This window comes from Amycolatopsis sp. MtRt-6, assembly GCF_017308975.1.
Lineage (GTDB): Bacteria > Actinomycetota > Actinomycetes > Mycobacteriales > Pseudonocardiaceae > Amycolatopsis.
The window spans coordinates 66,044-86,050 of sequence record NZ_JADWPD010000026.1 but is presented as its reverse complement, the minus strand read 5'-3'; the positions used below and the strand labels follow the sequence as shown (position 1 = coordinate 86,050).

Sequence of the window (20,007 nt, the reverse complement as noted above, 5' to 3'; positions counted from 1 at the left end):
GTGACCGACACCAGCAGCGAGATCTCCCCCACGGACATCGCCGTGGTCGGGATGGCCGGCCGGTTCCCGGGCGCCGCCGACGTCGGCGCGCTCTGGGAGACCGTGCGCGCCGGCCGCTCCGGCATCACCCGCTTCACCGACGAGGAGCTCCTGGCCGCGGGCGTGCCCGCCGACCGGCTCGGCGACCCGGCCTACGTCAAGGCGGGCGCCGTCGTCACCGGCGTCGAGGAGTTCGACGCGGGCTTCTTCGGGATCAACCCCAAGGAAGCCCAGATCCTCGACCCGCAGCACCGGCTCTTCCTGGAGCACAGCCAGCACGCGCTGGAAGACGCGGCGTGCGACCCGGCGCGGTTCGACGGCGCGATCGGCGTGTTCGCGGGCTGCGCGTGGAGCACCTACCTGACCCACAACCTCACCCCGGCGGACGCGGCCCGCGAGCTGGGCGAGATCGCCATCGCCCTCGGCAACGACAAGGACACCCTGGCCACCCGGGTCTCGCACACCCTCGGCCTGTCCGGACCGGCGTTCAGCGTCCAGAGCGCGTGCTCGACGTCGCTGGTCGCGGTGTGCGTCGCGGCGAGCAGCCTGGCGAACTTCGAATGCGACGTCGCGCTGGCCGGCGGCGTGTCGATCGGCGTGCCGCACCGCGTCGGCTACCTCTACCAGCAGGGCGGCATCGCGCCGCCGGACGGCGAGTGCCGCGCGTTCGACGCGGCGGGCCTGGGCGCCCCGCTCGGCGGCGGCGTCGGCGTGGTCGCGCTGCGCCGCCTGGAAGACGCCCTCGCCGACGGCGACCGGGTGTACGCGGTGCTGCGCGGCTGGGCGGTCAACAACGACGCCGGCCGCAAGGTTGGCTTCACCGCGCCCGGCGTCGAGGGCCAGGCCACGGTGATCGCCGAGGCACTCGCCGCCGCCGGGCTGGAGCCGGCGGACATCGGGTACGTCGAGGCGCACGGCACCGGCACCGCGCTGGGTGACGCCGCCGAGATCGCCGCGCTGCAGCAGGTCTTCGCCGGCCGGTCGCTGCGGATCGGCTCGGTGAAGACGAACGTCGGGCACCTCGACCGCGCCGCCGGCGTGACGAACCTGATCAAGACGGCCCTGGCACTGCACCACGAGGAGATCCCGCCGACGCGCAACCTCGGCACGCCCAACCCGCAGCTCACCGCGGGCGGCGCCGAGCTGACCGTGGTCACCGAGCGCACGCCGTGGCCGCGCACGGACACCCCGCGCCGCGCCGGCGTCAGCGCGTTCGGCATCGGCGGCACGAACGCCCACGTCGTGCTGGAGGAGGCACCGCTGCTCTCCCCCACGACGGCGACCGGCCCCGAGCTGCTCGTGTGGTCGGCCCGCTCGGCTGCCGCCGCGGACGCGGCCACCGCGAACCTGGCCGCTCACCTGGAGACGTCCGGCGACGCGCTCGCCGACGTCGCCCACACGCTCCAAAGTGGACGCACGACGTTCGGGCACCGGCGGATGCTGGTGGCCGATTCTGCCGGGGAAGCGGCGCGGCTGCTGGCGTCGGGGGCGGCGTCGGCTTCGAGCGACGCGGGCACCGGCCGTCGCGTCGGGTTCCTCATCGCGGGCACGGGTGAGCAGTACCCGGGCCTGGCCGCGGAACTGTACGAGACGGCGCCGGTGTTCCGGGCCGAGCTGGACCGCTGCCGCGCGCTGCTGGAGACGTCCGTGCTGGACGAGATGCTCGGCTCGCGGGAAGGCTCGGGCGGGCTGGCCGCGTTGCTGGGCCGCGGCTCCGGCGGTGACCGCGCGGGTGACCGCACCGAGGTGCTGCACCCGGCGCTGTTCGCCGTCGAGTACGCGCTGGCGCAGCTGGTGCGGTCGTGGGGCGTCGAGCCGTCGGTGCTGGTCGGGTACAGCCTCGGCGAGTACGTGGCCGCGTGCCTGGCCGGGGTGCTCTCGCTCGAGGACGCCCTCGCGCTGGTGACGCACCGGGCGAAGCTGATCGCCGGGCTGCCGGGCGGGGCGATGGCGGCCGTGCCGCTGCCCGCCGAGGAGGTGCGGGCCCGGATCGCCGGCCTGGACCTCGACGTCGCCGCGCTGAACGGGCCGCAGCTGACCGTCGTGTCCGGCACTGCTGAGGCGGTTTCGGCCCTTCGGGCGTCGCTGGCTTCCGACGACGTGCCGTGCCGGCCGCTGGCGACCACGCACGCCTTCCACTCCCGGCAGCTCGCTTCGCTGCGCGAGGAGCTGACGGCGTGGGTGACCGCGAACGTCACGCTGTCCGCGCCGGCGATCCCCTATGTCTCGAACGTGACCGGCTCGCTGGTCACCGACGCGCCCGACCCCGGGTACTGGGCCGAGCACATGTGCGCGCCGGTCCGGTTCGACGACGCGCTGGCGACGGTGCTGGCCGACGAGGACACGGTGCTGCTGGAACTCGGCCCGGGCCGTTCGCTGGGCGCGATGGTGCGCGGGCACCGGGCGTGCGCGCCCGCGCGCTGGGCGTCGGTGATCCCGACGCTGCCGGGTGCCGACGACCCGGCCTCGGCGGTCACCGCGCTGGCCTCCGCGGCCGGGCGGCTGTGGCTGGCCGGAGTGGATCTCGACTGGGCGGGTGTCCGCGGCGGGCGTGGGGCCCGGCGGGTCGGGTTGCCGGGGTATCCGTTCCAGCGGTCGCGGTACTGGATCGACGCGCCCGGGACGGTCACGCCTTCGGTGCCGCGGCTCGCCGCGGAGCCGGACGAGCACGTGCGGCTGCTGACGCCCTCGTGGCATCCGGCGCCCGCGGCGGCGGACGGGACGACGGGCCGGGTGGCGATCCTGCCGGACAGCGGCGGCGTCGCCGAGGCGCTGACGGCACTGCTCGGCGACGTGGTGGCCGTGGCCGAGGCGGACACGGTGGTGGACCTGTCGGTCCTCGACGTGGACGACGACGTGGCGGCGGTGCACGCGGTCTCGCGCACGCTGGCCGCGGCGGCGGGTGACGGGTCGCGCGCGGTCCGGGTGGTGGTGGCCACCCGCGCGGGCCAGGCGGCCGGTGCCGCGCGTCCCGAGTCCGTTGACAGCGGCCCGGCAACACACCCCGGCCGGATGCGCCCTGCCCAGGCCGCGGTCGCCGTTCTCCCGGTCGTCGCGAACCAGGAATACCTGAACCTCGAGGCCGGCACCGTCGACCTCGACGCCGCCCACACCCCCGCCGAAGCCGCCGCCGTGCTCGCCGCCGAACTGCGGTCCGCCGGTACTCCGCTCGTCGCCTACCGGGGCGATCGGCGGCTCGTCCCCGACTACCGGCCCGCCGGCCCCACCTCCCCACTCGCGATCCGCCAGGGCGGCAGCTACCTCATCACCGGCGGGCTCGGCGACGTCGGACTCACCGTCGCCGAGCACCTCGCCACCCGTGGCGCGCGCCGCCTGGTCCTCGCCGGCCGCCGTGGGGGTACCGATGCCGCCGTCGCGCGGCTGCGTGCCCTCGGGGCCGAGGTGCACACCCCGAGCGTGGACATCACCGACCCCGCCGCCGTCCGCGCGCTGCTCGCCGAACACCGGTTCGACGGCATCGTGCACGCCGCGGCCGACTCCGCCGGCTTCCGGTCGCTGTCCGAAATGGACGAGACCAGCATCGCCCGGCACTTCGGCGCCAAGGTCGGCGGCGCCCGCGTGCTGGCCACAGTTCTGGACGAACTGCCCGAGCGTCCCGAGTGGACAGTTCTCTTCTCCTCCACCTCCGCGCTGCTCGGCGGCGTCACCTTCGGCAGCTACGCCGCCGCCAACGCGGCCCTCCTCGCCGAGGCCCACGGCCGTCCCGGCTGGATCGCCGCCGCGTGGGACACCTGGCCCGGCACCCTCGAACGGCTCGATGCCCGGCTCGGCGCGTCCATGGCCCGGCACGCCATGACCCGCGCCCAGGCCCTGACCGCCTTCGACCACCTCGCCGGCCCGGCCGTGATCGTCGCCGCCGGTGGGCTCGGCGAACGGCTCCCCGGCGCGGCGAAAACCACCACGGCCACCGCCGACCGGTTCCCGCGGCCCGACCTGCCGCAGCCCTACACCCCGCCGATGACCGCCACCGAACGCGGCCTCGCCGAGGTCTGGTCGTCCGTGCTCGGCGTCGAACCGGTCGGCACGCGGGACAACTTCTTCGACCTCAACGGCAACTCGCTGCTCGCCCTGCAGATGCTCGCCCTGGTCAAGGAGCGCTTCGGCGTCGCCATCCCCACCGTCACGCTGTTCGAACTGCCGACCGTCCAGGCACTCGCCGCGACCCTCGACGACCAAGCGCCGGTCACCAAGCCCACAGCACCGGTCGTGGTGACCAACGCCGACGACGACGAACTCGACCGGCACATCGCCATCGTCGGCATGGCCGGCCGGTTCCCCGGCGCCGGGACGATCGACGAGTTCTGGCGCAACCTCTGCGACGGCGTCGAGTCGATCACCTTCTTCACCCCGGACGAGCTCATCGCCGCCGGGGTCGACCCGGCGCAGGTCCGCGACCCGGCCTACGTGCCGGCGCGGCCCGTGCTCGACGACGTCACCGGCTTCGACGCCGCGTTCTTCGGCCTCAGCCCGCGCATGGCCGCGCTGACCGACCCGCAGCAGCGGCTGTTCCTGGAAGTCTGCTGGGAAGCCCTCGAACAGGCCGGGTACGCCAAGCCCGGCGAACGCGGCCGCGTCGGCGTCTTCGGCGGCTGCAACCTGTCCACCTACCTGCTCGGCATCGCCGGGCAGTTCACCTCCGACGCCGACGCCAGCATCTACGAGCTGGTCATGGGCAACGACAAGGACGCGCTCACCACCACCGTCTCCTACCTGTTCGACCTGCGCGGCCCGAGCATGGCCGTCCAGACCTTCTGCTCGACGTCGCTGGTCGCGGTGCACACCGCGATGCGCAGCCTGCGGGCAGGCGACTGCGAAATGGCGCTGGCCGGCGGCGTCTCGGTCCGCGTGCCCGACCGGATCGGGCACCTGCACTCCCCCGGCGGCCAGGAGTCGCCGGACGGGCACGTGCGCACCTTCGACGCCCAGGCTCACGGCAGCATGTTCGGCGACGGCGCCACCGTCGTCGTCCTCAAGAAGCTCGGCGCGGCCCTGCGCGACGGCGACCACATCTGGTCGGTGATCCGCGGCTCGGCGATGAACAACGACGGCGCCCTCAAGGTCGGCTACACCGCGCCGAGCGTGGGCGGGCAGTCGCGGGTGATCGCCGACGCCATGGCCGACGCGCGTGTCGCCGCCGAGGACGTCGGGTATGTCGAGGCCCACGGCACCGCGACCGAGCTGGGCGACCCGATCGAGGTCGCCGCGCTGACCCGCGCGTTCGGGGACACCGCCGAGAAGCAGTACTGCGCCCTGGGTTCGGTGAAGCCGAACGTCGGGCACCTCGACCGCGCCGCGGGCACGGCCGGGCTGATCAAGGCGTCGCTCGTCGTCCGCGAGGGCCTGATCCCGCCGACGCTGCACTACACCGCGCCGAACCCGGAGATCGACTTCGCGCACAGCCCGTTCCGGGTGGCCGCCGAGCTCGCGCCGTGGCACACCGACGGCGGCCGGCCCCGGATCGCCGGGCTCAACTCGCTGGGCATGGGAGGCACCAACGTGCACGTCGTCGTCGAACAGCCACCCGACCGGCCCGCGCCGCCCCCGGGCGACCCGGACACCGAGCGCCGCTACCAGGTGCTGCCGGTCTCGGCCCGCACCGCCGACGCGGCCGACACCGCGGCCCGGCGCCTCGGTGAGCACCTCGCCGGCACCCCGGGCGCGCGGCTGGCCGACGTCGCGTTCACCCTCCAGGAGGGCCGCAAGACGTTCGAACACCGGCGCGCCGCCGTGGCGTCCGATGTGGACACCGCGGTCACCGCGCTGGCCGCCCCCGCGACCCGGGTGGAGCCGGTGCAGGACCGGCCGGTGGCCTTCCTCTTCGCCGGCGTCGGCGAGCAGTACCCCGGCCTGGCCGGCGAACTCTACCGGCGCGAGCCGGTGTTCCGCGCCCACCTCGACGAGTGCCTCGCGCACCTCGACGGCGACCTCGTCACCGGCCCCCGGGGCGGTGGGCCGAGCCTGGCCGCGCTGCTCGGCCGTGGCGGAGACGAAGACCCGCGCGCCGCCCGGCTCCAGCAGACCGAACTCGCGCAGCCGCTCATGTTCGCCGTCGGCTACGCCCTCGCCCGGACGCTCATGGACTGGGGACTGCGGCCCGCCGCGATGCTCGGCTACAGCCTCGGCGAGTACGTCGCCGCCTGCCTGGCCGGGGTGCTCTCGCTCGAGGACGCGTTGGCGCTGGTCGCCAAGCGCGCGGAGCTCATCGCCGCCCTGCCGGGCGGGTCGATGGCCGCCGTCCCGCTGTCGGTCACCGAACTGGAGACCCGCTTCGACCTCGCCGGCCTCGACATCGCCGCGGTGAACGGCCCGGACCTGGTCGTGGTGGCCGGGGAACACCCGGCTGTCGAGCGGCTCGCGCAGGACCTGCGGGAGGCCGGCATCCCCTGCCGTCCGCTGCGCACCAGCCACGCCTTCCACTCGCGAATGCTGGCGCCGGCCGCGGCCGAGCTGACGGCGTGGATCGCCGCGAACGTCACGCTCAACGCGCCCGAGCTGCCCTACCTGTCCAACGTCACCGGGACCTACGCGACCGCCGAGCTGGTCACCGACCCCGGGTACTGGGCGCGGCACATGGGCGAGACCGTGCGGTTCGCCGACGCGGCCACCGAGCTCCTGGCCGACGAGCACCTGGCCGTCGTCGAGATCGGCCCGGGCCCGTCGCTCGGCGCGCTGCTGCGCGGGCTGAGCCCGGCGAGCCGCTGGCCGATGATCACCGCCACCCTGCCCGCCGCCGACGACCCGCGACCGGCCGACGAGGTGCTCACCGACGGCCTGGCCCGGCTGTGGCTGCTCGGCGCCGGTCTCGACTGGTCCGCCTACCACGGGCGCGGCACGGCGACGCCGGTCTACCGCGGCACCGCCCCGGGCCGCGTGCCGCTGCCGACCTACCCCTTCCAGCGGCAGCGCTACTGGATCGAGGCGGCACCCGCCACGGGCGCCACCCGGGTCGAAACGCCCGCGGAAGGCCCTCTGGAGGAGTTCGACCGGATCCCGCTGCTGCCGGAGGAGCAGTGGATCAACCTGCCCACCTGGCGGCAGACCTCCGCCGCGCCCGCCGCGCCGCGGCCCGCGTCCTGGCTCGTGTTCGCCCGGCCCGGCCTCGCCGAGGACGTCCTCGACGGGATCCGCCGCACCGGCGACCCGGTGACCGTGGTCCGGCCGGGCACGGGGTACCGGCCGGGCCCGGACGCCACCGTCCGCCCCGGCGACGTCGGCGACCTGCTGCGGCTGCTGCGCGACCTCAAGCGCGGCGGCACCCGGCTCGACCGCGTCGTCCACCTGTGGAACCTCGACGACGACTCCTTGTCTCTCGGCCTGCACACGCTCGTCGCGCTGGCCCGCGCCGCCGGCGAGCTGGGCCTCGGCGGCTGGACGCTCGACCTCGCCGCCACCGGCACCCAGCGCGTCCTGCACGACGGCGAGCTCCGGCCCGACGCGGCCACGCTCACCGGCCCGAACCTGGTGATCCCGATGGAGTACCCGGGTGTCCGAACGCGACTCATCGACGTCGACGCGGCCGCCGGTGCCGCCGCGGTGGTCGCCGAGCTGCACCGCCCGTCCCCCGGTCGGGTCGTCGCGTTGCGCGGCTCGCGGCGCTGGCTGCCCGGCTACGAGACCCTGGCGCCGCAGCCGATCGAGCAGGCCAAGGAAGTGTTGCGTGACCAGGGCGTCTACCTGATCACCGGTGGTCTGGGCGGGATCGGGCTGGCGATGGCCGAGCGGCTGGCCCGCGACAGCCACGCGAAGCTGGTGCTGTTCGGCCGCCGCGGCCTGCCGCCGCGCGAGCGCTGGGCCGGGATCGCCGGCGGCACCGACGAGGTGCCGCCGGCGATCCGCGACCGCGTCGCCCGCGTCCTCGAGATCGAGGCGCTCGGCGGCGAGGTGGTCGTCGTCGAGGGCGACGTCGCCGAGGAGGCCGACGTGCGGCGCGCGGTCACCGTGGCTCTGGAGCGGTTCGGGGCCCTGCACGGCATCCTGCACACCGCGGGCGTGCCGGGCACCGGGCTGATGCAGTTCAAGGAGCCCGGCGACGCCGACCAGGTCCTCGCCCCGAAGCTGCCCGGTTCCCGCGCGCTCAGCGCGGCCACCGCCGGGCTGGACCTCGACTTCGTCGCGCTGTTCTCCTCGATCACCTCGGTCACCGGCGGCGGCCCCGGCCAGGTCGACTACTGCGCCGGCAACGCGTGGCTCGACGCCTACGCCGCGCACCACGGCGCCCGCACGGTGTCGATCTCGTGGGGCGAGTGGACCTGGAACGCCTGGGACGAAGGGCTTTCCGGGTACGAGGAGGACATCCAGACCTACTTCCGCGAGCACCGCGCCAAGTTCGGCATCGACTTCGAGCAGGGCTGGCGCACGCTGCTGCGGGCGCTGGCCGCGGGCGAACCGCACGTCGTGGTGTCCACCCAGGACCTGCCGGCGGTGACGGCGGTGGCGGCCCGGTTCAGCGTCGACGCGGTGACGTCGGCCGCGCACGGCGGCTCGACCGCCGACCGGCACCCGCGGCCGGAGCTGGTCACGCCGTTCCAGGAGCCCGAAGGCGACGCCGAGCGCGCCGTGGCCGAGGCGTGGTGCGAAGCGCTGCGCCTGGACCGCGTCGGCGCGGCCGACAACTTCTTCGAGCTCGGTGGCACGTCCCTGCTCGGCATCTCGCTGCTGGCGACGCTGCGCACGGCGTTCCCGGACGCGGAACTGCCGCCGCACATCATCCACGAGGCCCCGACCGTCGCCGCGCTCGCGAAGATCGCCGCCGGCGGCCCGGAGACCCCCGAACCCGCACCGGACAGCAGCGCGCAGGGACAGCTGCGCCGCTCCGGCATCAAGGCCGCGGCCGCCCGACGGCGCCGGGCCTGAACGACCCAGTCCGCACAGCAGAAAGGGAAACAGTCATGGCAGTCACGGGAGTGGTGGGCGCCGGCGTCATGGGCATCGGCGTCGCCCAGGACTTCGCCGCCGCCGACCACGAGGTCGTGCTGGTCGACAAGGACGAGCGGATCCTCGAGGAGGCGCGGGCCGCGATCACGCGCAACTGCCGGCTCAGCCGGCTGATGGGCGGCCCCGCGCTCGACGCCGACGAGATCCTCGCCCGGATCACCACCGCGGTCGGCCTGGCCGCGCTGGACAAGACCGAGATCCTCGTCGAGAACGTCACCGAGGACTGGGCCGTCAAGGCCGCCGTGCACGCCGAGCTCGACGAGGTCTGCGGCCCGGACACGGTGATCATCGCCAACACCTCGGCCGTGCCGATCACGCGGATCGCGTCGGTCGGGAAGAACCCCGGCCGCGTCATCGGCGTGCACTTCATGAACCCGGTGCCGCAGAAGCCGGTCGTCGAGCTGATCCCGGGCTTCCACACCACGCCGGAGACCATCCTGCGCACCCGCGAGCTGCTGACCAGCATCGGCAAGCGCTGGGTCGACGTGAAGGACGCGTCGGGCTTCGTGTCCAACCGCGTGCTCATGCTGACCGTCAACGAGGCCGCCTACCTGGTGCACGAGGGCGTCGCCACGGCCGAGTCGGTCGACGAGGTGTTCCGCGGCTGCTTCGGCCACCCGATGGGCCCGCTGGAGACCGCCGACCTGATCGGCGTCGACACGATCCTCTACAGCGTCGAGGTGCTGTACGAGCACTACGCCGACTCGAAGTACCGCCCCTGCCCGCTGCTCAAGCAGATGACCGACGCCGGCCTGCACGGCCGCAAGAGCGGCCGCGGCTTCTACACCTACAGCTGATTCCCTTACCCAGAAGGAGAAACAACCATGTCCGAGACCACCGGCGACATCCTCGCCTTCATCACCGGCCGTTTCCCGCAGGCCGAGATCACCGCGACCGAGGACATCTTCTCGCTCGGCTACATCAACTCCCTGTTCGCCATGGAGCTGGTGATGCACCTGGAGAAGACGTTCGCCGTCACCATCCCCAACGAGGAGCTGCGGATCGACAACTTCCGCACCGCGGCGGCGATGACCGAGCTGGTCGGCCGCCTGCGCCCGGCCGCGACGGTGGGCTGAGCCGTGCCGGAGGTACTCACCGCGGTCCGCGCGCCCGGCCGCGAGGCCGCGCGGGCCTTCGTGGACGAGCACGTCGTCCCCTTCGCCGACGCGTGGGACAAGGCCGGGCGGATCCCCGAGGACCTGCTGGACAGGATCGCCGAAGCCGGGCTGTGGGCGCCGTTCCTGCCGCCCGCGCTCGGCGGCTCCGGCACCGACATGGTCACCCTCGGCGAGATCCACGAGGAGGCCGGCCGCGGTTGCTCGTCGGTCCGGAGCCTGCTGACCGTGCACACCATGCTCTCCTGGGCGTTGCTGCGCTTCGGCACCGAGGCGCAGCAACGCCGGTGGGGCCCGGAGCTGGCGAGCGGACGCGTCCTGGGCGCGTTCTGCCTGTCGGAACCCGGCGCGGGCAGCGACACGGCCGCGATCACCACGACCGCCGTCCCGGACGGCGACGGCTGGCGGCTCGACGGGCTCAAGAAGTGGACCACCAACGGGCAGCGCGCGGACCTGTTCCTCGTCTTCGCGAAGGGCCCGGCCAGCACGATCGCGCTGCTCGTGCCGCGCGACGCGCCCGGCGTCACGGTCACCCCGATCGACGACATCCTCGGGACGCGCTCGTCGATGCTGGCGTCCATCGCGTTCGACGGCGTCCGGCTCGGTGCCGACGCGCTGCTCGGGCCGAGCGGCTTCGCCTCCGGCATGGTCCTCACCGGCACGCTCGACCTCGGCCGCTACAGCGTCGCGGCCGGGTCGGTGGGCATCATCCAGGCGTGTGCCGACGCGTGCGCGGACTACACGACGCGGCGCACGGTCGGCGGCACGCCGTTGAAGGACCTGCCGCTGATCCAGGCGAAGCTTTCGGACATGGTCACCGACGTCCGCGCGGCCCGGCTGCTGCTGGCCGAGGCCGGCCGGCTCAAGGACCGCGGCGACTCGGCCACGATCATGGCCACCTGGGTGGCGAAGTACTTCGCTTCGGTCGCGGCCGCGAAGCACGCGTCGGAGGCCGTGCAGGTGCACGGCGCCAACGGCTGCGGCACGGACTACCCCGTGGCCCGGTTCTACCGGGACTCGAAGGTCATGGAGATCATCGAGGGCAGCACCGAGATCCAGCGGATGACCATCGCCGCCGAGGCCTACCGGAAGCAGGTACCGTGACCAGTCTCATCTCCCCGGCATCCGTGGTTCCCGCCCAGAAGCCGGTGCAGGGCAAGATCAAGTGCGTGGTGTGGGACCTCGACAACACCGTCTGGGACGGGGTCCTGCTCGAAGACGGCGACGTCCGGCTGCGGCCGTGGGTGGTCGAGCACGTCAAGCGGCTCGACGCGATGGGCGTGCTGCACTCGGTCGCCAGCAAGAACGACCACGAGGCCGCGATGGCGAAGCTGCGCGAGTTCGGCCTCGACGAGTACTTCCTGTTCCCGCGCATCTCGTGGAACGCGAAGTCGGTGTCGATCGGCCAGCTCGCGCAGAAGCTCAACCTGGGGCTGGACGCGTTCGCGTTCGTCGACGACCAGGAGTTCGAGCGCGCCGAGGTGTCCTTCGCGCTGCCCCAGGTGACCACTGTGGACATTCTGGCGGCCGACGAGGTACTGCGGCGTCCGGAGTTCGCCCCGCGGTTCGTCACCGACGAGTCGGCGCAGCGGCGCGGGATGTACTTCAGCCAGCTCGCCCGCGACGACGTCGAGGCGGACTTCGAAGGGACCGGCGAGGACTTCCTGGCGAGCCTGGACCTGCGGTTCACCATCGCGCCGGCCCGGCGGGAGGACCTGCAGCGGGCGGAGGAGCTGACGGTCCGCACCAACCAGCTCAACTCGACCGGGCGGACGTACTCCTACGACGAGCTGGACGCGTTGCGCTCGTCTCCGGACCACGTGCTGCTCGTCGCGTCGCTGACCGACAAGTTCGGCTCCTACGGCAAGATCGGCCTGGCGCTGCTGGAGAAGGGCGCGCCGGACTGGCGGCTGAACATGATGCTGATGTCGTGCCGCGTGATGTCGCGCGGGGTCGGGACGGTCCTGCTGGGCCACGTGATGGGCCTGGCCCGGGCGGCGGGTGCGGGGCTGCGCGCGGACTTCGTCGAGACCGGGCGGAACCGGATGATGCAGATCACGTACGCGTTCAGCGGGTTCCGCGAGGTCTCGCGCGAGGGCGCGCACGTGGTGCTGGCGGCGGACCTGACGGCGGTCCAGGAGCCGCCCGCGTACGTGACGCTCGAGGTGGAGTCGTGACGACGGCCGTCGCGAGCCGCTGGCTGCCGTTCCCCGCGACCGCGGGGAACGTGCGGCTGTACTGCCTGCCGCACGCGGGCGGTTCGGCGTCGGCGTTCCGGTCGTGGATCGGCCGGCTGCCCGGGGTGACGGTGTGCCCGCTCCAGCCACCGGGCCGCGAGACGCGGCAGAAGGACGCGCCGCACACGGCGATGTCGACGTACGTCGCCGATCTGGCGGACTTCGTGCTGCCGGCCGGCTCCCCGTACGCGATTTACGGCCACAGCCTGGGCGCACTGGTCGGGTTCGAGCTGGTGCGGGAGATCGCCCGCCGTGGTGCCGCGCCGCCGGTGCAGCTGGTGGTGTCGGGCTGCCCGGCCCCGCAGTGGCTGACACCGGACGACCCGATCGTGGCCGGCATGGGCGACGCGGAGATCGTGGCACTGCTGCGCGCTTTGGGCGGCACGCCGGAGGTGTTCCTGAACGACCCCCGCGTGCTGCGGCTCATCCTGCCGCCGATCCGGGCGGACCTGACGGTGAAGAACACGTACGGGTACGTGGCGGGGCCGCCGCTGGAGGTACCGGTGACGGCACTGGCGAGCACGGCGGACGTCCGCGCGAGTGTGGAGTCGGTGCTGGCGTGGCGGGAGCAGACGGTCCGGCCGTTCCGCGGGCATGTCCTGGAGGGCGGGCACTTCGCGGTGCTGGAGCAGGAGGACGTCACCTTGGCCCACCTGGCCACCGCCCTCCGCCCCTGGTCCTGAGCCGGCCGGGGCATCACGGGTGATTCGCGGGGCATCTCGCGTGTCTGGAGGGGCATCGCGTGTGATGCCCCTCCAGACACGCTTGATGCCCCTCCAGACACGCTTGATGCCCCTCCAGACACGCTTGATGCCCCTTCGATCACGCTTTGCTACCCCTGATCGTGGCGGGTCCGTCGCCAATACCCCTGGCGGCGGGCCCATCACCCAGGCGAGAGGCCCCTTCCCGGTTCCGGGAAGGGGCCTCTCGCCTGCGGGTCAGGAACCGAGCTCGGCGATGCGGGCGGCGAGGAGCCGGACCGTCGGCAGTTCGACGACCGCCGTCGCGGGGAGGTGCCAGCAGGCCGCGATGCGGACGGCGCCGGCGGAGCGGCCGCCCAGTTCGAAGAAGTTGTCGTCCGCGCCGATCTCGGCGTAGCCCAGCGCGGCGGCCCAGCGAGCCGCCACCTCCTGCTCGAGGCCCGGCTCCGGCTCGACGAACGGCGTTCCCAGCGCCGGTCGCGGCCGGATCGAAGCCGCCGGCTGCGCCGTCTCGCCGGCCGGGACCGGCCGGGCGAGCGGAACCCCGGAGAGCACCACCTCGGTGAGGTGGTCGGCGGCGACTAGGGCGGTGAGGATTTCCGGGGTGGGGTCCGTGCTGGACACGACGGTGGTCCACTGCCCACGGCCGGCGAGCCGGGCGACCCTGGCGTGGGCGGCGAGGACGCGGCCGGCGGGGTCCGGCTGGACGAGGAGGATGCCCCGCTGCCCGCCCAGGTCCGGCAGGTCGGCACCGCGACCCACCACCGACTCCCCCAGACCCGGCAGGTCGGCACCGCGAGCCGCCACCGACTCCCGCAGCCCTGCCACACCGGCACCGCGATGCACCACAGCTTGCCTCGGCGGGCCCAGCTCCTCGGCGCCGCGGTGGACCGCACCCGCCCCTACCAGGTCCGGCGTGCCGACACCCGTGTGCACCTCCGGCTCCCACGGCTCGTGGTGCAGCCGCCAGGACTGGTCGCCCCGTACCGCGAGGGGCGTCTCCCCCTTCAGCACCGCCGCCAGCACCTGGTCGATCGCTGCCTCCGGACCCACGTCGACGTGCCGGGCGGTCAGCCCCGTCAGGCCCGCGTGCGACGGCGTCGTCAGGTCCGGGCCCAGCACCCCCACCGCTCCGGACGTCAGCGTCACCATTCCCGGCCACAGCTCGGCCGCCGCCTCGATGTCCCCCGGTGCGCCACCCAGGGCGAAGCCGTGCACCACCGTGCGGGGGACCACCACCAGCGACCGCTGCAGCTCCGGCAGGTCGCCGGGGCCCACGACGAAGTCGCCGGTGTCGAGCAACGCGAAGCCGGGGCCCGGCCGCACCGTCGTCACCTCCGCTCCGGCCAGCGTGATGCGCGAAGCCAACGCCTCACCCACCGGTGAGCCGGCGAACACCAGCCACGGCCCCGCCGCCCGCAGCCGCCTCTCCAAGCCGCTCAGGGGCTGCGGGTCGAGCCGCCACGACGGCACGTGCGCGGCCGGACGCGAAGGCGCCGCCTCGACCCAGAACCGCTTGCGCTGGAACGGGTACGGCGGCAGCTCCACCCGCCGTCCCTCCCCGCGGTGCAACGCCGGCCAGTCCACCGTGCAGCCCGCGAGCCACAGCCGGGCCAGCATCGCGAGCAGCTCCTCGGCGAGAAACCCGGCCTCGACGACGACCGTCTCCGGCGCGCCCTCGTCCAGCCGGACGCCCAGCCGGGTCAAGCCGGCGGACACCGCCGACAGCGCCCCCTCGCGAGTCGCCGCCGGAGCGGGGACTTCGGCCCCGGCCAGCAGGCGGTGCGCGGCCGCAGCCGTTGCCGTCCAGTCCGAGCCGGTGCCCGCGATCAGGCGCACCCGCGGGTCACGGCGGCGGGTCTCACCGTCGATCCACCGGCCGGGGTCGGCCAACGCGGCCAGGGCGTCGGCCTGGTCCCGGACCACCACCGCCCGCCGCAGCGCGAAGTGGCCCCGCGAGACCTGCAGGGTGAACGCCACGTCACCGAGATCCAGCGCAGGGTGCGCGGCCAAGTGGGCCCGCAGCCGCGCGGTCACCTCGTCGAGCGCGCCACGATCTCCGGCGGAAAAGGTCAGCACATGAGGACCACTCGAGTGCCGGGGAACCCGAGAAGGCGGCTCTTCGAGGACGACGTGCGCGTTCGTCCCACCCACCCCGAACGAGCTGACACCCGCCCGCCGCGGCACACCGTCCGCGGGCCAGGGAGCGTCGGCGGGCAGCACGGTGAACCGGTCACCGAGAGCGGGATTCGGCGTGCGAAAACCGAAAGTACCCGGCAGGACGCCGTCACGCAGGTTCAGCGCCGCCCGGATCAACGACGTCACCCCGGACGCCCGGTCCAGGTGCCCGATGCTCGGCTTGACCGAGCTGAGCACGCACGGCGCCGCCCGCCCGGGCCCGAACACCCGGTTCAGCGCCGCCAGCTCGATCGAATCACCGAGTGGCGTGCCGACGGCGTGGCACTCGACGTACCCCACCGTCTCGGGCTTCACCCCGGCCACGGCCAGCGCGGTGTCGACCACCGCCGCCTGTCCGGCCACTCCGGGCGCCGGGTAGCCGGCGCGGTCGCGGCCGTCGTTGTTGACCGCCGAGCCGAGGATCACCGCGTGCACGACGTCGCCGTCGGCGAGGGCGTCCTCCAGGCGCTTCAGCGCGACGACCGCCGCGCCGGAGCCCATCACCGTGCCGTTCGCCTCGGCGTCGAGGGCCCGCACCCGGCCGTCGGGCGAGAGGATGTCCCCTTCGGCGTGCACGTGGCCGCCGGTCTGCGGCAGCGGCAGCGCCGCGCCGCCGGCCAGGGCCAGGTCGCACTCGTACGTCAGCAGGCTCTGGCACGCCAGGTGCACCGCGACCAGCGACGTCGAACAGTACGTCTGCACCGTGATCGCCGGGCCGCGCAGGCCCAGCTTGTACGACACGAGCGACGTCAGCGAGTCGCGCTCCACGCCCGCCGACAACAGCGGCTTGCCGCCCGGTTCGGCGGCGAGGCCGGTCAGGTTGCGGGTCAGGTAGTCGGGGAACGCGCAACCGGCGAACAGCCCGACGGGCAGCCCCGGGTCGGCCGGCCGGTAGCCGGCCCGCTCCAGGGCCTCCCACGCGCACTCCAGCAGCAGCCGGTGGTGCGGTTCCAGGGTCTCCGCTTCCCGCGCGCCCAGCCCGAAGGCGGCGGCGTCGAACGTCTCGACGCCGCCGGCCACCGGACCGCCGACGCGGACGTGGCCCGGCGTGGCCGGGTCCACGCCCGCGGCGGTGAGCTCGGAGTCGGTCAGCTCGCGCAGGCCGGAGATCCCGGCCGCGAGGTTGCGGCGCAGCTGCTCGACGTCGGCGGCGCCGGGGAACCGGCCCGCCATCCCGACGAGCGCCACGGCCGATTCGGGTGCCGGTTCCGTCACGGCAGGTCCTTTCTCCGGTCGGTCAGAGCAGGTGGCTGCGGCCCCAGCCGTGGGCCAGCCGGTAGGTGGCGAACGCGCCCGTGGCGAGCCCGATCCCGAGCACGATCAGCCCCGGGCGCAGCATCGCGTCGGCGTTGCCGGCCACGGCCGCGCGGATCAGCGACAGCCCCCAGTAGCCCGGGGAGAACGGCGCGATCGCCTGCGCCCACGACGGCATCAGCGACACCGGCAGCAGCGAGCCGCCCAGCGAGCTGATCGTGATCGCGCCGAGGTCGACGGCGACGATCAGGTCGCCGCGGCTGCGGACCACAGTGGACAGTGCGGCGCCCATGGCCAGCAGCATGAAGCCCCACAGGCACATCGCCGCGAACACCAGGCCGGGCGACACCGGGAACGGCATGCCCACGACGAGCCAGCCGTAGATGATGAGCACGCCCTGCTGGATCAGCAGCACGACGAACACCGGGACCGCCTTGCCGATCAGCAGTTCCGCGCGGGCGGCGCGGCTGGCCCGCAGCCGGTCCCACGTGCGCCACTCGCGTTCGACGAAGATCGCGTTGCCCACGATCGCCATCGCGAACACCGAGAACATCACCAACTGCCCGGTGACGGCCTCGACCGCGCCGCTGCCCAGCGCCTTCACGTACAGCGGCTGGAACAGCACCATGAAGATCATCGGCGTGATCAGGTAGCTGATCAGCTGCGACGGGTCGCGCAGGCGCAGGATCGCGTTGTAGCGGACGAGGGCACCGGCCCGGGACAGGGAGTCAGCGCGCGTCGACATCGGTCACCGCCAGGGAGTGGTAGAGGTCGTCCAGGCTGGGGTTGCGCAGCTCGACGGACTCGACCGGCCGCGTCACCGTGGGCAGCAGCTCCAGCAGCGTGCCCGTGGGGTCGGTGGTCGAGACGGCCACCTCGTCGTCGGCGGTGCGCACGCGGACCTCGCCGGGCAGGCCCGACAGCAGCTCGTCCGCGCCGCCGCGCGCGATCACCCGGCCTTCGGCGGCCACCGCGATCGTGGCCTGCAGGTCGGTCAGTTCGGTCAGGTAGTGGGTGGTGTAGACCACTGCGGCTCCCTCGCCTGCTCGTTGCTTGACCACGTCGAGCAGCGCCTGACGGGTCTCGGGGTCGGCACCGGCGGTCGGCTCGTCGAGCAGCAGCAGCGCCGGCCGGTGCACCAGCGCCGTCGCGGCCTGCGCCCGCCGCTGCTGGCCGCCCGAGAGCAGGCCGCAGGTGCGGTTCAGGAAGGTCTCCAGCCGCAGCGCGGCCGTGAGGTCGTCGATCGCCGAGCGCAGTGCGGCCCGGCGCAGGCCGGCGAGGCGGCCGTAGAGCTCCAGGTGCTCGCGCACGGTCAGCGGGCGGTAGAGCGCGATGTGCTGCGGGGAGATGCCGATGCGGTCGCGGGCGCGCGTCGGCGACTCGCCGTCGACGAGCACCGTGCCGCTGTCCGGGCGCAGCAGCCCGGACACCATCTCGACGAACGTGGTCTTGCCGGCGCCGTTGTGGCCGACCAGCCCGACGATCTCGCCCGCGGCGACCTCGAGGCTGAAGCCGTCGAGGGCCTGCACTTCGTCATAGCGTTTCCGGAGGTCGATTGCTTGCAACATGGGGATCGCTCCTTGCGGTTCACGGCTTTCGGACTGTCGCACGAGGACGGCGGGAGCGGCGGGCTCCCGCGGTGGCAGGAAACTGCCGTCATTCGGGGACGGCGGGCACCGCGGTCAGCGATTCGCGCAGCGCGACGCGGTCGAACTTGCCGTTGACCGACCGGGGCAGCTTTGGCAGCACCTCGATCCGCCGCGGCAGCATGTACGCGGGCAGTTCCTTCGCCAGCGCCCGGGAAATCGCCTCGGCGTCCCCTTCGGGCGCGACCGCCAGCACGATCCGGTGGCCCAGCGCGGGATCCGGCACGCCGAACGCGGCCGCCTCCCCCACCAGGCCGGTGGCGTAGGCGGCCTCTTCGACTTCGGCGGGGCTGACGCGGTAGCCCGACGTCTTGATCATCTCGTCGACGCGGCCGACGAAGTAGAGGAACCCCTCCTCGTCGCGGTAGACGGTGTCGCCCGACCACACGGCGATCTCCGGCCGCACCAGGCCGTCCGGGCCCGGCACCGGGCGGAAGCGCTCCGCCGTGCGCCCGGGGTCGTTCCAGTAGCCGAGGGCCACGAGCGCGCCGCGGTGCACCAGCTCGCCGTGCTCGCCGGGACGGCAGGGCGAGCCGTCGGGGCGCAGCACGAGGACTTCGGCGTTCGGGATCGCCTTCCCGATCGAGCCGGGACGGCGGTCGGCCTCCGCCGGGTCGAGGTAGGTGGAGCGGAACGCCTCGGTGAGGCCGTACATCAGGAACGGCTGCGCCTGCGGGAAAATCTCGCGCAGCCGCGTCAGCGTGGCGCGGGGCATGCGGCCACCGGTGTTGGCGAAGTACCGCAGCCGCGTGGTCGCCTCGGCGGGCCACTCCTGGGTGACCAGCTGCAGCCACAGCGGCGGCACGCAGGTGAGCGCGGTGACGCCGTGCCGGGCGCAGAGCCGGACGATTTCCTTCGGCAGCAGGTAGTTCACGAGCACGACGTGCGCGCCGGCGGCGAACGCGGTGGTGAGCTGGCTGAAGCCCGCGTCGAAGCTCAGCGGCAGCGCGGCGAGCACGACGTCGTCGCGCGTGTGGCCGAGGTACTCCGCGACGCTCGCGGCGCCGGCGAGCAGGTTGCGGTGGGAGAGCACGACGCCCTTGGGGCCGCCGGTGCTGCCGGAGGTGTACATGATGGCGGCCGGGTCCTGGTCGATCACCGCGCTCGGGACCGCTTCCGGTCCGGCCGCGGTCAACGCGTCCCACGCGGGTTCGCCGAAGACCACGACCGGAGCCGGTTCCGGCACCGCCTCGCGGACCGTCGCGAGCCGCTCGGCGGTCGTGAACACCACCTTCGGCGTGCAGTCGGCGGCGACGTGGGCGAGGTGCCGGGCCTTGAAGAGCGGGTTCAGCGGCACCAGGACCGCGCCGGCGGCCGCGGCGGCGAACAGCGCGACGACGGTTTCCAGGCGCTTCTCGGCGTACACCGCCACCCGGTCGCCGCGGCGGACGCCGAGCCGGTGCAGGCCGCGGACTACGCGGCTCACCTGGTCGGCCAGCTCGCCGTAGGTCAGTGTCCGGTCCTTGTAGGTCAGGGCGGGATCGCCGGGCGCGCCGCGGGTGAGGAGCGCGTCGAGCCGCACCGGGGCGGCGGCCTCAGACATCGGCGGGCTCCGGGACGAACTCCGCGACGGCGGTCCACAGGCTGCCCGCGGTGGCGAAGGTGTCCTCGGTGAGCAGCTCGTCGGGCAGCTCGAACCCGAAGGTCTCCTCCAGGTCGGTGACGAGCTGCACGACGCCCATCGAGTCGAGCCCGAGCGCGGCGAGGTCGTCGTCCTCGGCGATCCGGTCCCCGAGCGCGTAGGGCAGGTGCGCGATCAGGATCTCGAGGAACCCTTGCGGGATGGGGAGTGTGTCGGACATTGCGTCACCCTGTTTCGCTTTCGGCGGTCAACCGTGGTCCTCCCGAGGACACCACCGGCCGGAATCACCGGGCCATCACC

11 protein-coding genes are annotated in these 20,007 nt (G+C 73.9%); 6 read left to right on the top strand and 5 right to left on the bottom strand.

Annotated elements, in window-relative coordinates; genetic code table 11:
- From I4Q55_RS34735 to I4Q55_RS34710, 6 genes are read left to right on the top strand one after another with little or no spacing between them, the layout of a single operon-like run.
- Positions 1-8,913, top strand: a complete 8,913-nt coding sequence (locus tag I4Q55_RS34735) for a type I polyketide synthase (protein ID WP_206794160.1) — start codon at positions 1-3, stop codon at positions 8,911-8,913.
- A 35-nt stretch (positions 8,914-8,948) separates the two neighbouring features.
- Positions 8,949-9,791 carry a 3-hydroxyacyl-CoA dehydrogenase family protein gene (locus I4Q55_RS34730; RefSeq protein WP_206794159.1) on the top strand — a complete coding sequence of 281 codons (843 nt, stop codon included), beginning with the start codon at positions 8,949-8,951 and terminating at the stop codon, positions 9,789-9,791.
- Positions 9,792-9,818: 27 nt separating this feature from the next.
- Entirely contained in the window at positions 9,819-10,070 is a 252-nt protein-coding gene (locus I4Q55_RS34725) for an acyl carrier protein (protein ID WP_003066161.1), read from the top strand.
- A gap of 3 nt (positions 10,071-10,073) precedes the next feature.
- Positions 10,074-11,213 carry an acyl-CoA dehydrogenase family protein gene (locus tag I4Q55_RS50730; RefSeq protein WP_206794158.1) on the top strand — a complete coding sequence of 380 codons (1,140 nt, stop codon included), beginning with the start codon at positions 10,074-10,076 and terminating at the stop codon, positions 11,211-11,213.
- Positions 11,210-12,286 carry an HAD family hydrolase gene (locus I4Q55_RS34715; protein ID WP_206794157.1) on the top strand — a complete coding sequence of 359 codons (1,077 nt, stop codon included), beginning with the start codon at positions 11,210-11,212 and terminating at the stop codon, positions 12,284-12,286. The genes I4Q55_RS50730 and I4Q55_RS34715 overlap by 4 nt, the downstream gene beginning before the upstream one ends.
- Positions 12,283-13,029 carry a thioesterase II family protein gene (locus tag I4Q55_RS34710; protein WP_206794156.1) on the top strand — a complete coding sequence of 249 codons (747 nt, stop codon included), beginning with the start codon at positions 12,283-12,285 and terminating at the stop codon, positions 13,027-13,029. Before I4Q55_RS34715 ends, I4Q55_RS34710 begins: the two co-directional genes overlap by 4 nt.
- A gap of 255 nt (positions 13,030-13,284) precedes the next feature.
- Here I4Q55_RS34710 and I4Q55_RS50725 read toward each other — a convergent pair whose 3' ends face one another.
- The 5 genes from I4Q55_RS50725 to I4Q55_RS34685 all read right to left on the bottom strand — a co-directional run bounded on the left by I4Q55_RS50725 (position 13,285) and on the right by I4Q55_RS34685 (position 19,927).
- Complete coding sequence (locus I4Q55_RS50725; protein WP_206794153.1) at positions 13,285-16,440, bottom strand: beta-ketoacyl synthase N-terminal-like domain-containing protein; 3,156 nt, start codon at positions 16,438-16,440, stop codon at positions 13,285-13,287.
- A gap of 22 nt (positions 16,441-16,462) precedes the next feature.
- Positions 16,463-17,224 carry an ABC transporter permease gene (locus I4Q55_RS34700; protein ID WP_206794151.1) on the bottom strand — a complete coding sequence of 254 codons (762 nt, stop codon included), beginning with the start codon at positions 17,222-17,224 and terminating at the stop codon, positions 16,463-16,465.
- On the bottom strand, positions 17,208-18,047 hold the full coding sequence (locus I4Q55_RS34695; RefSeq protein WP_206794150.1) for an ABC transporter ATP-binding protein: 840 nt from the start codon (positions 18,045-18,047) through the stop codon (positions 17,208-17,210). The genes I4Q55_RS34700 and I4Q55_RS34695 overlap by 17 nt, the downstream gene beginning before the upstream one ends.
- Positions 18,048-18,135: 88 nt before the next feature.
- Entirely contained in the window at positions 18,136-19,668 is a 1,533-nt protein-coding gene (locus I4Q55_RS34690; RefSeq protein ID WP_242547324.1) for an acyl-CoA ligase (AMP-forming), exosortase A system-associated, read from the bottom strand.
- Positions 19,661-19,927, bottom strand: a complete 267-nt coding sequence (locus I4Q55_RS34685; RefSeq protein ID WP_206794148.1) for a phosphopantetheine-binding protein — start codon at positions 19,925-19,927, stop codon at positions 19,661-19,663. Before I4Q55_RS34685 ends, I4Q55_RS34690 begins: the two co-directional genes overlap by 8 nt.
- Positions 19,928-20,007: the final 80 nt, after the last annotated feature.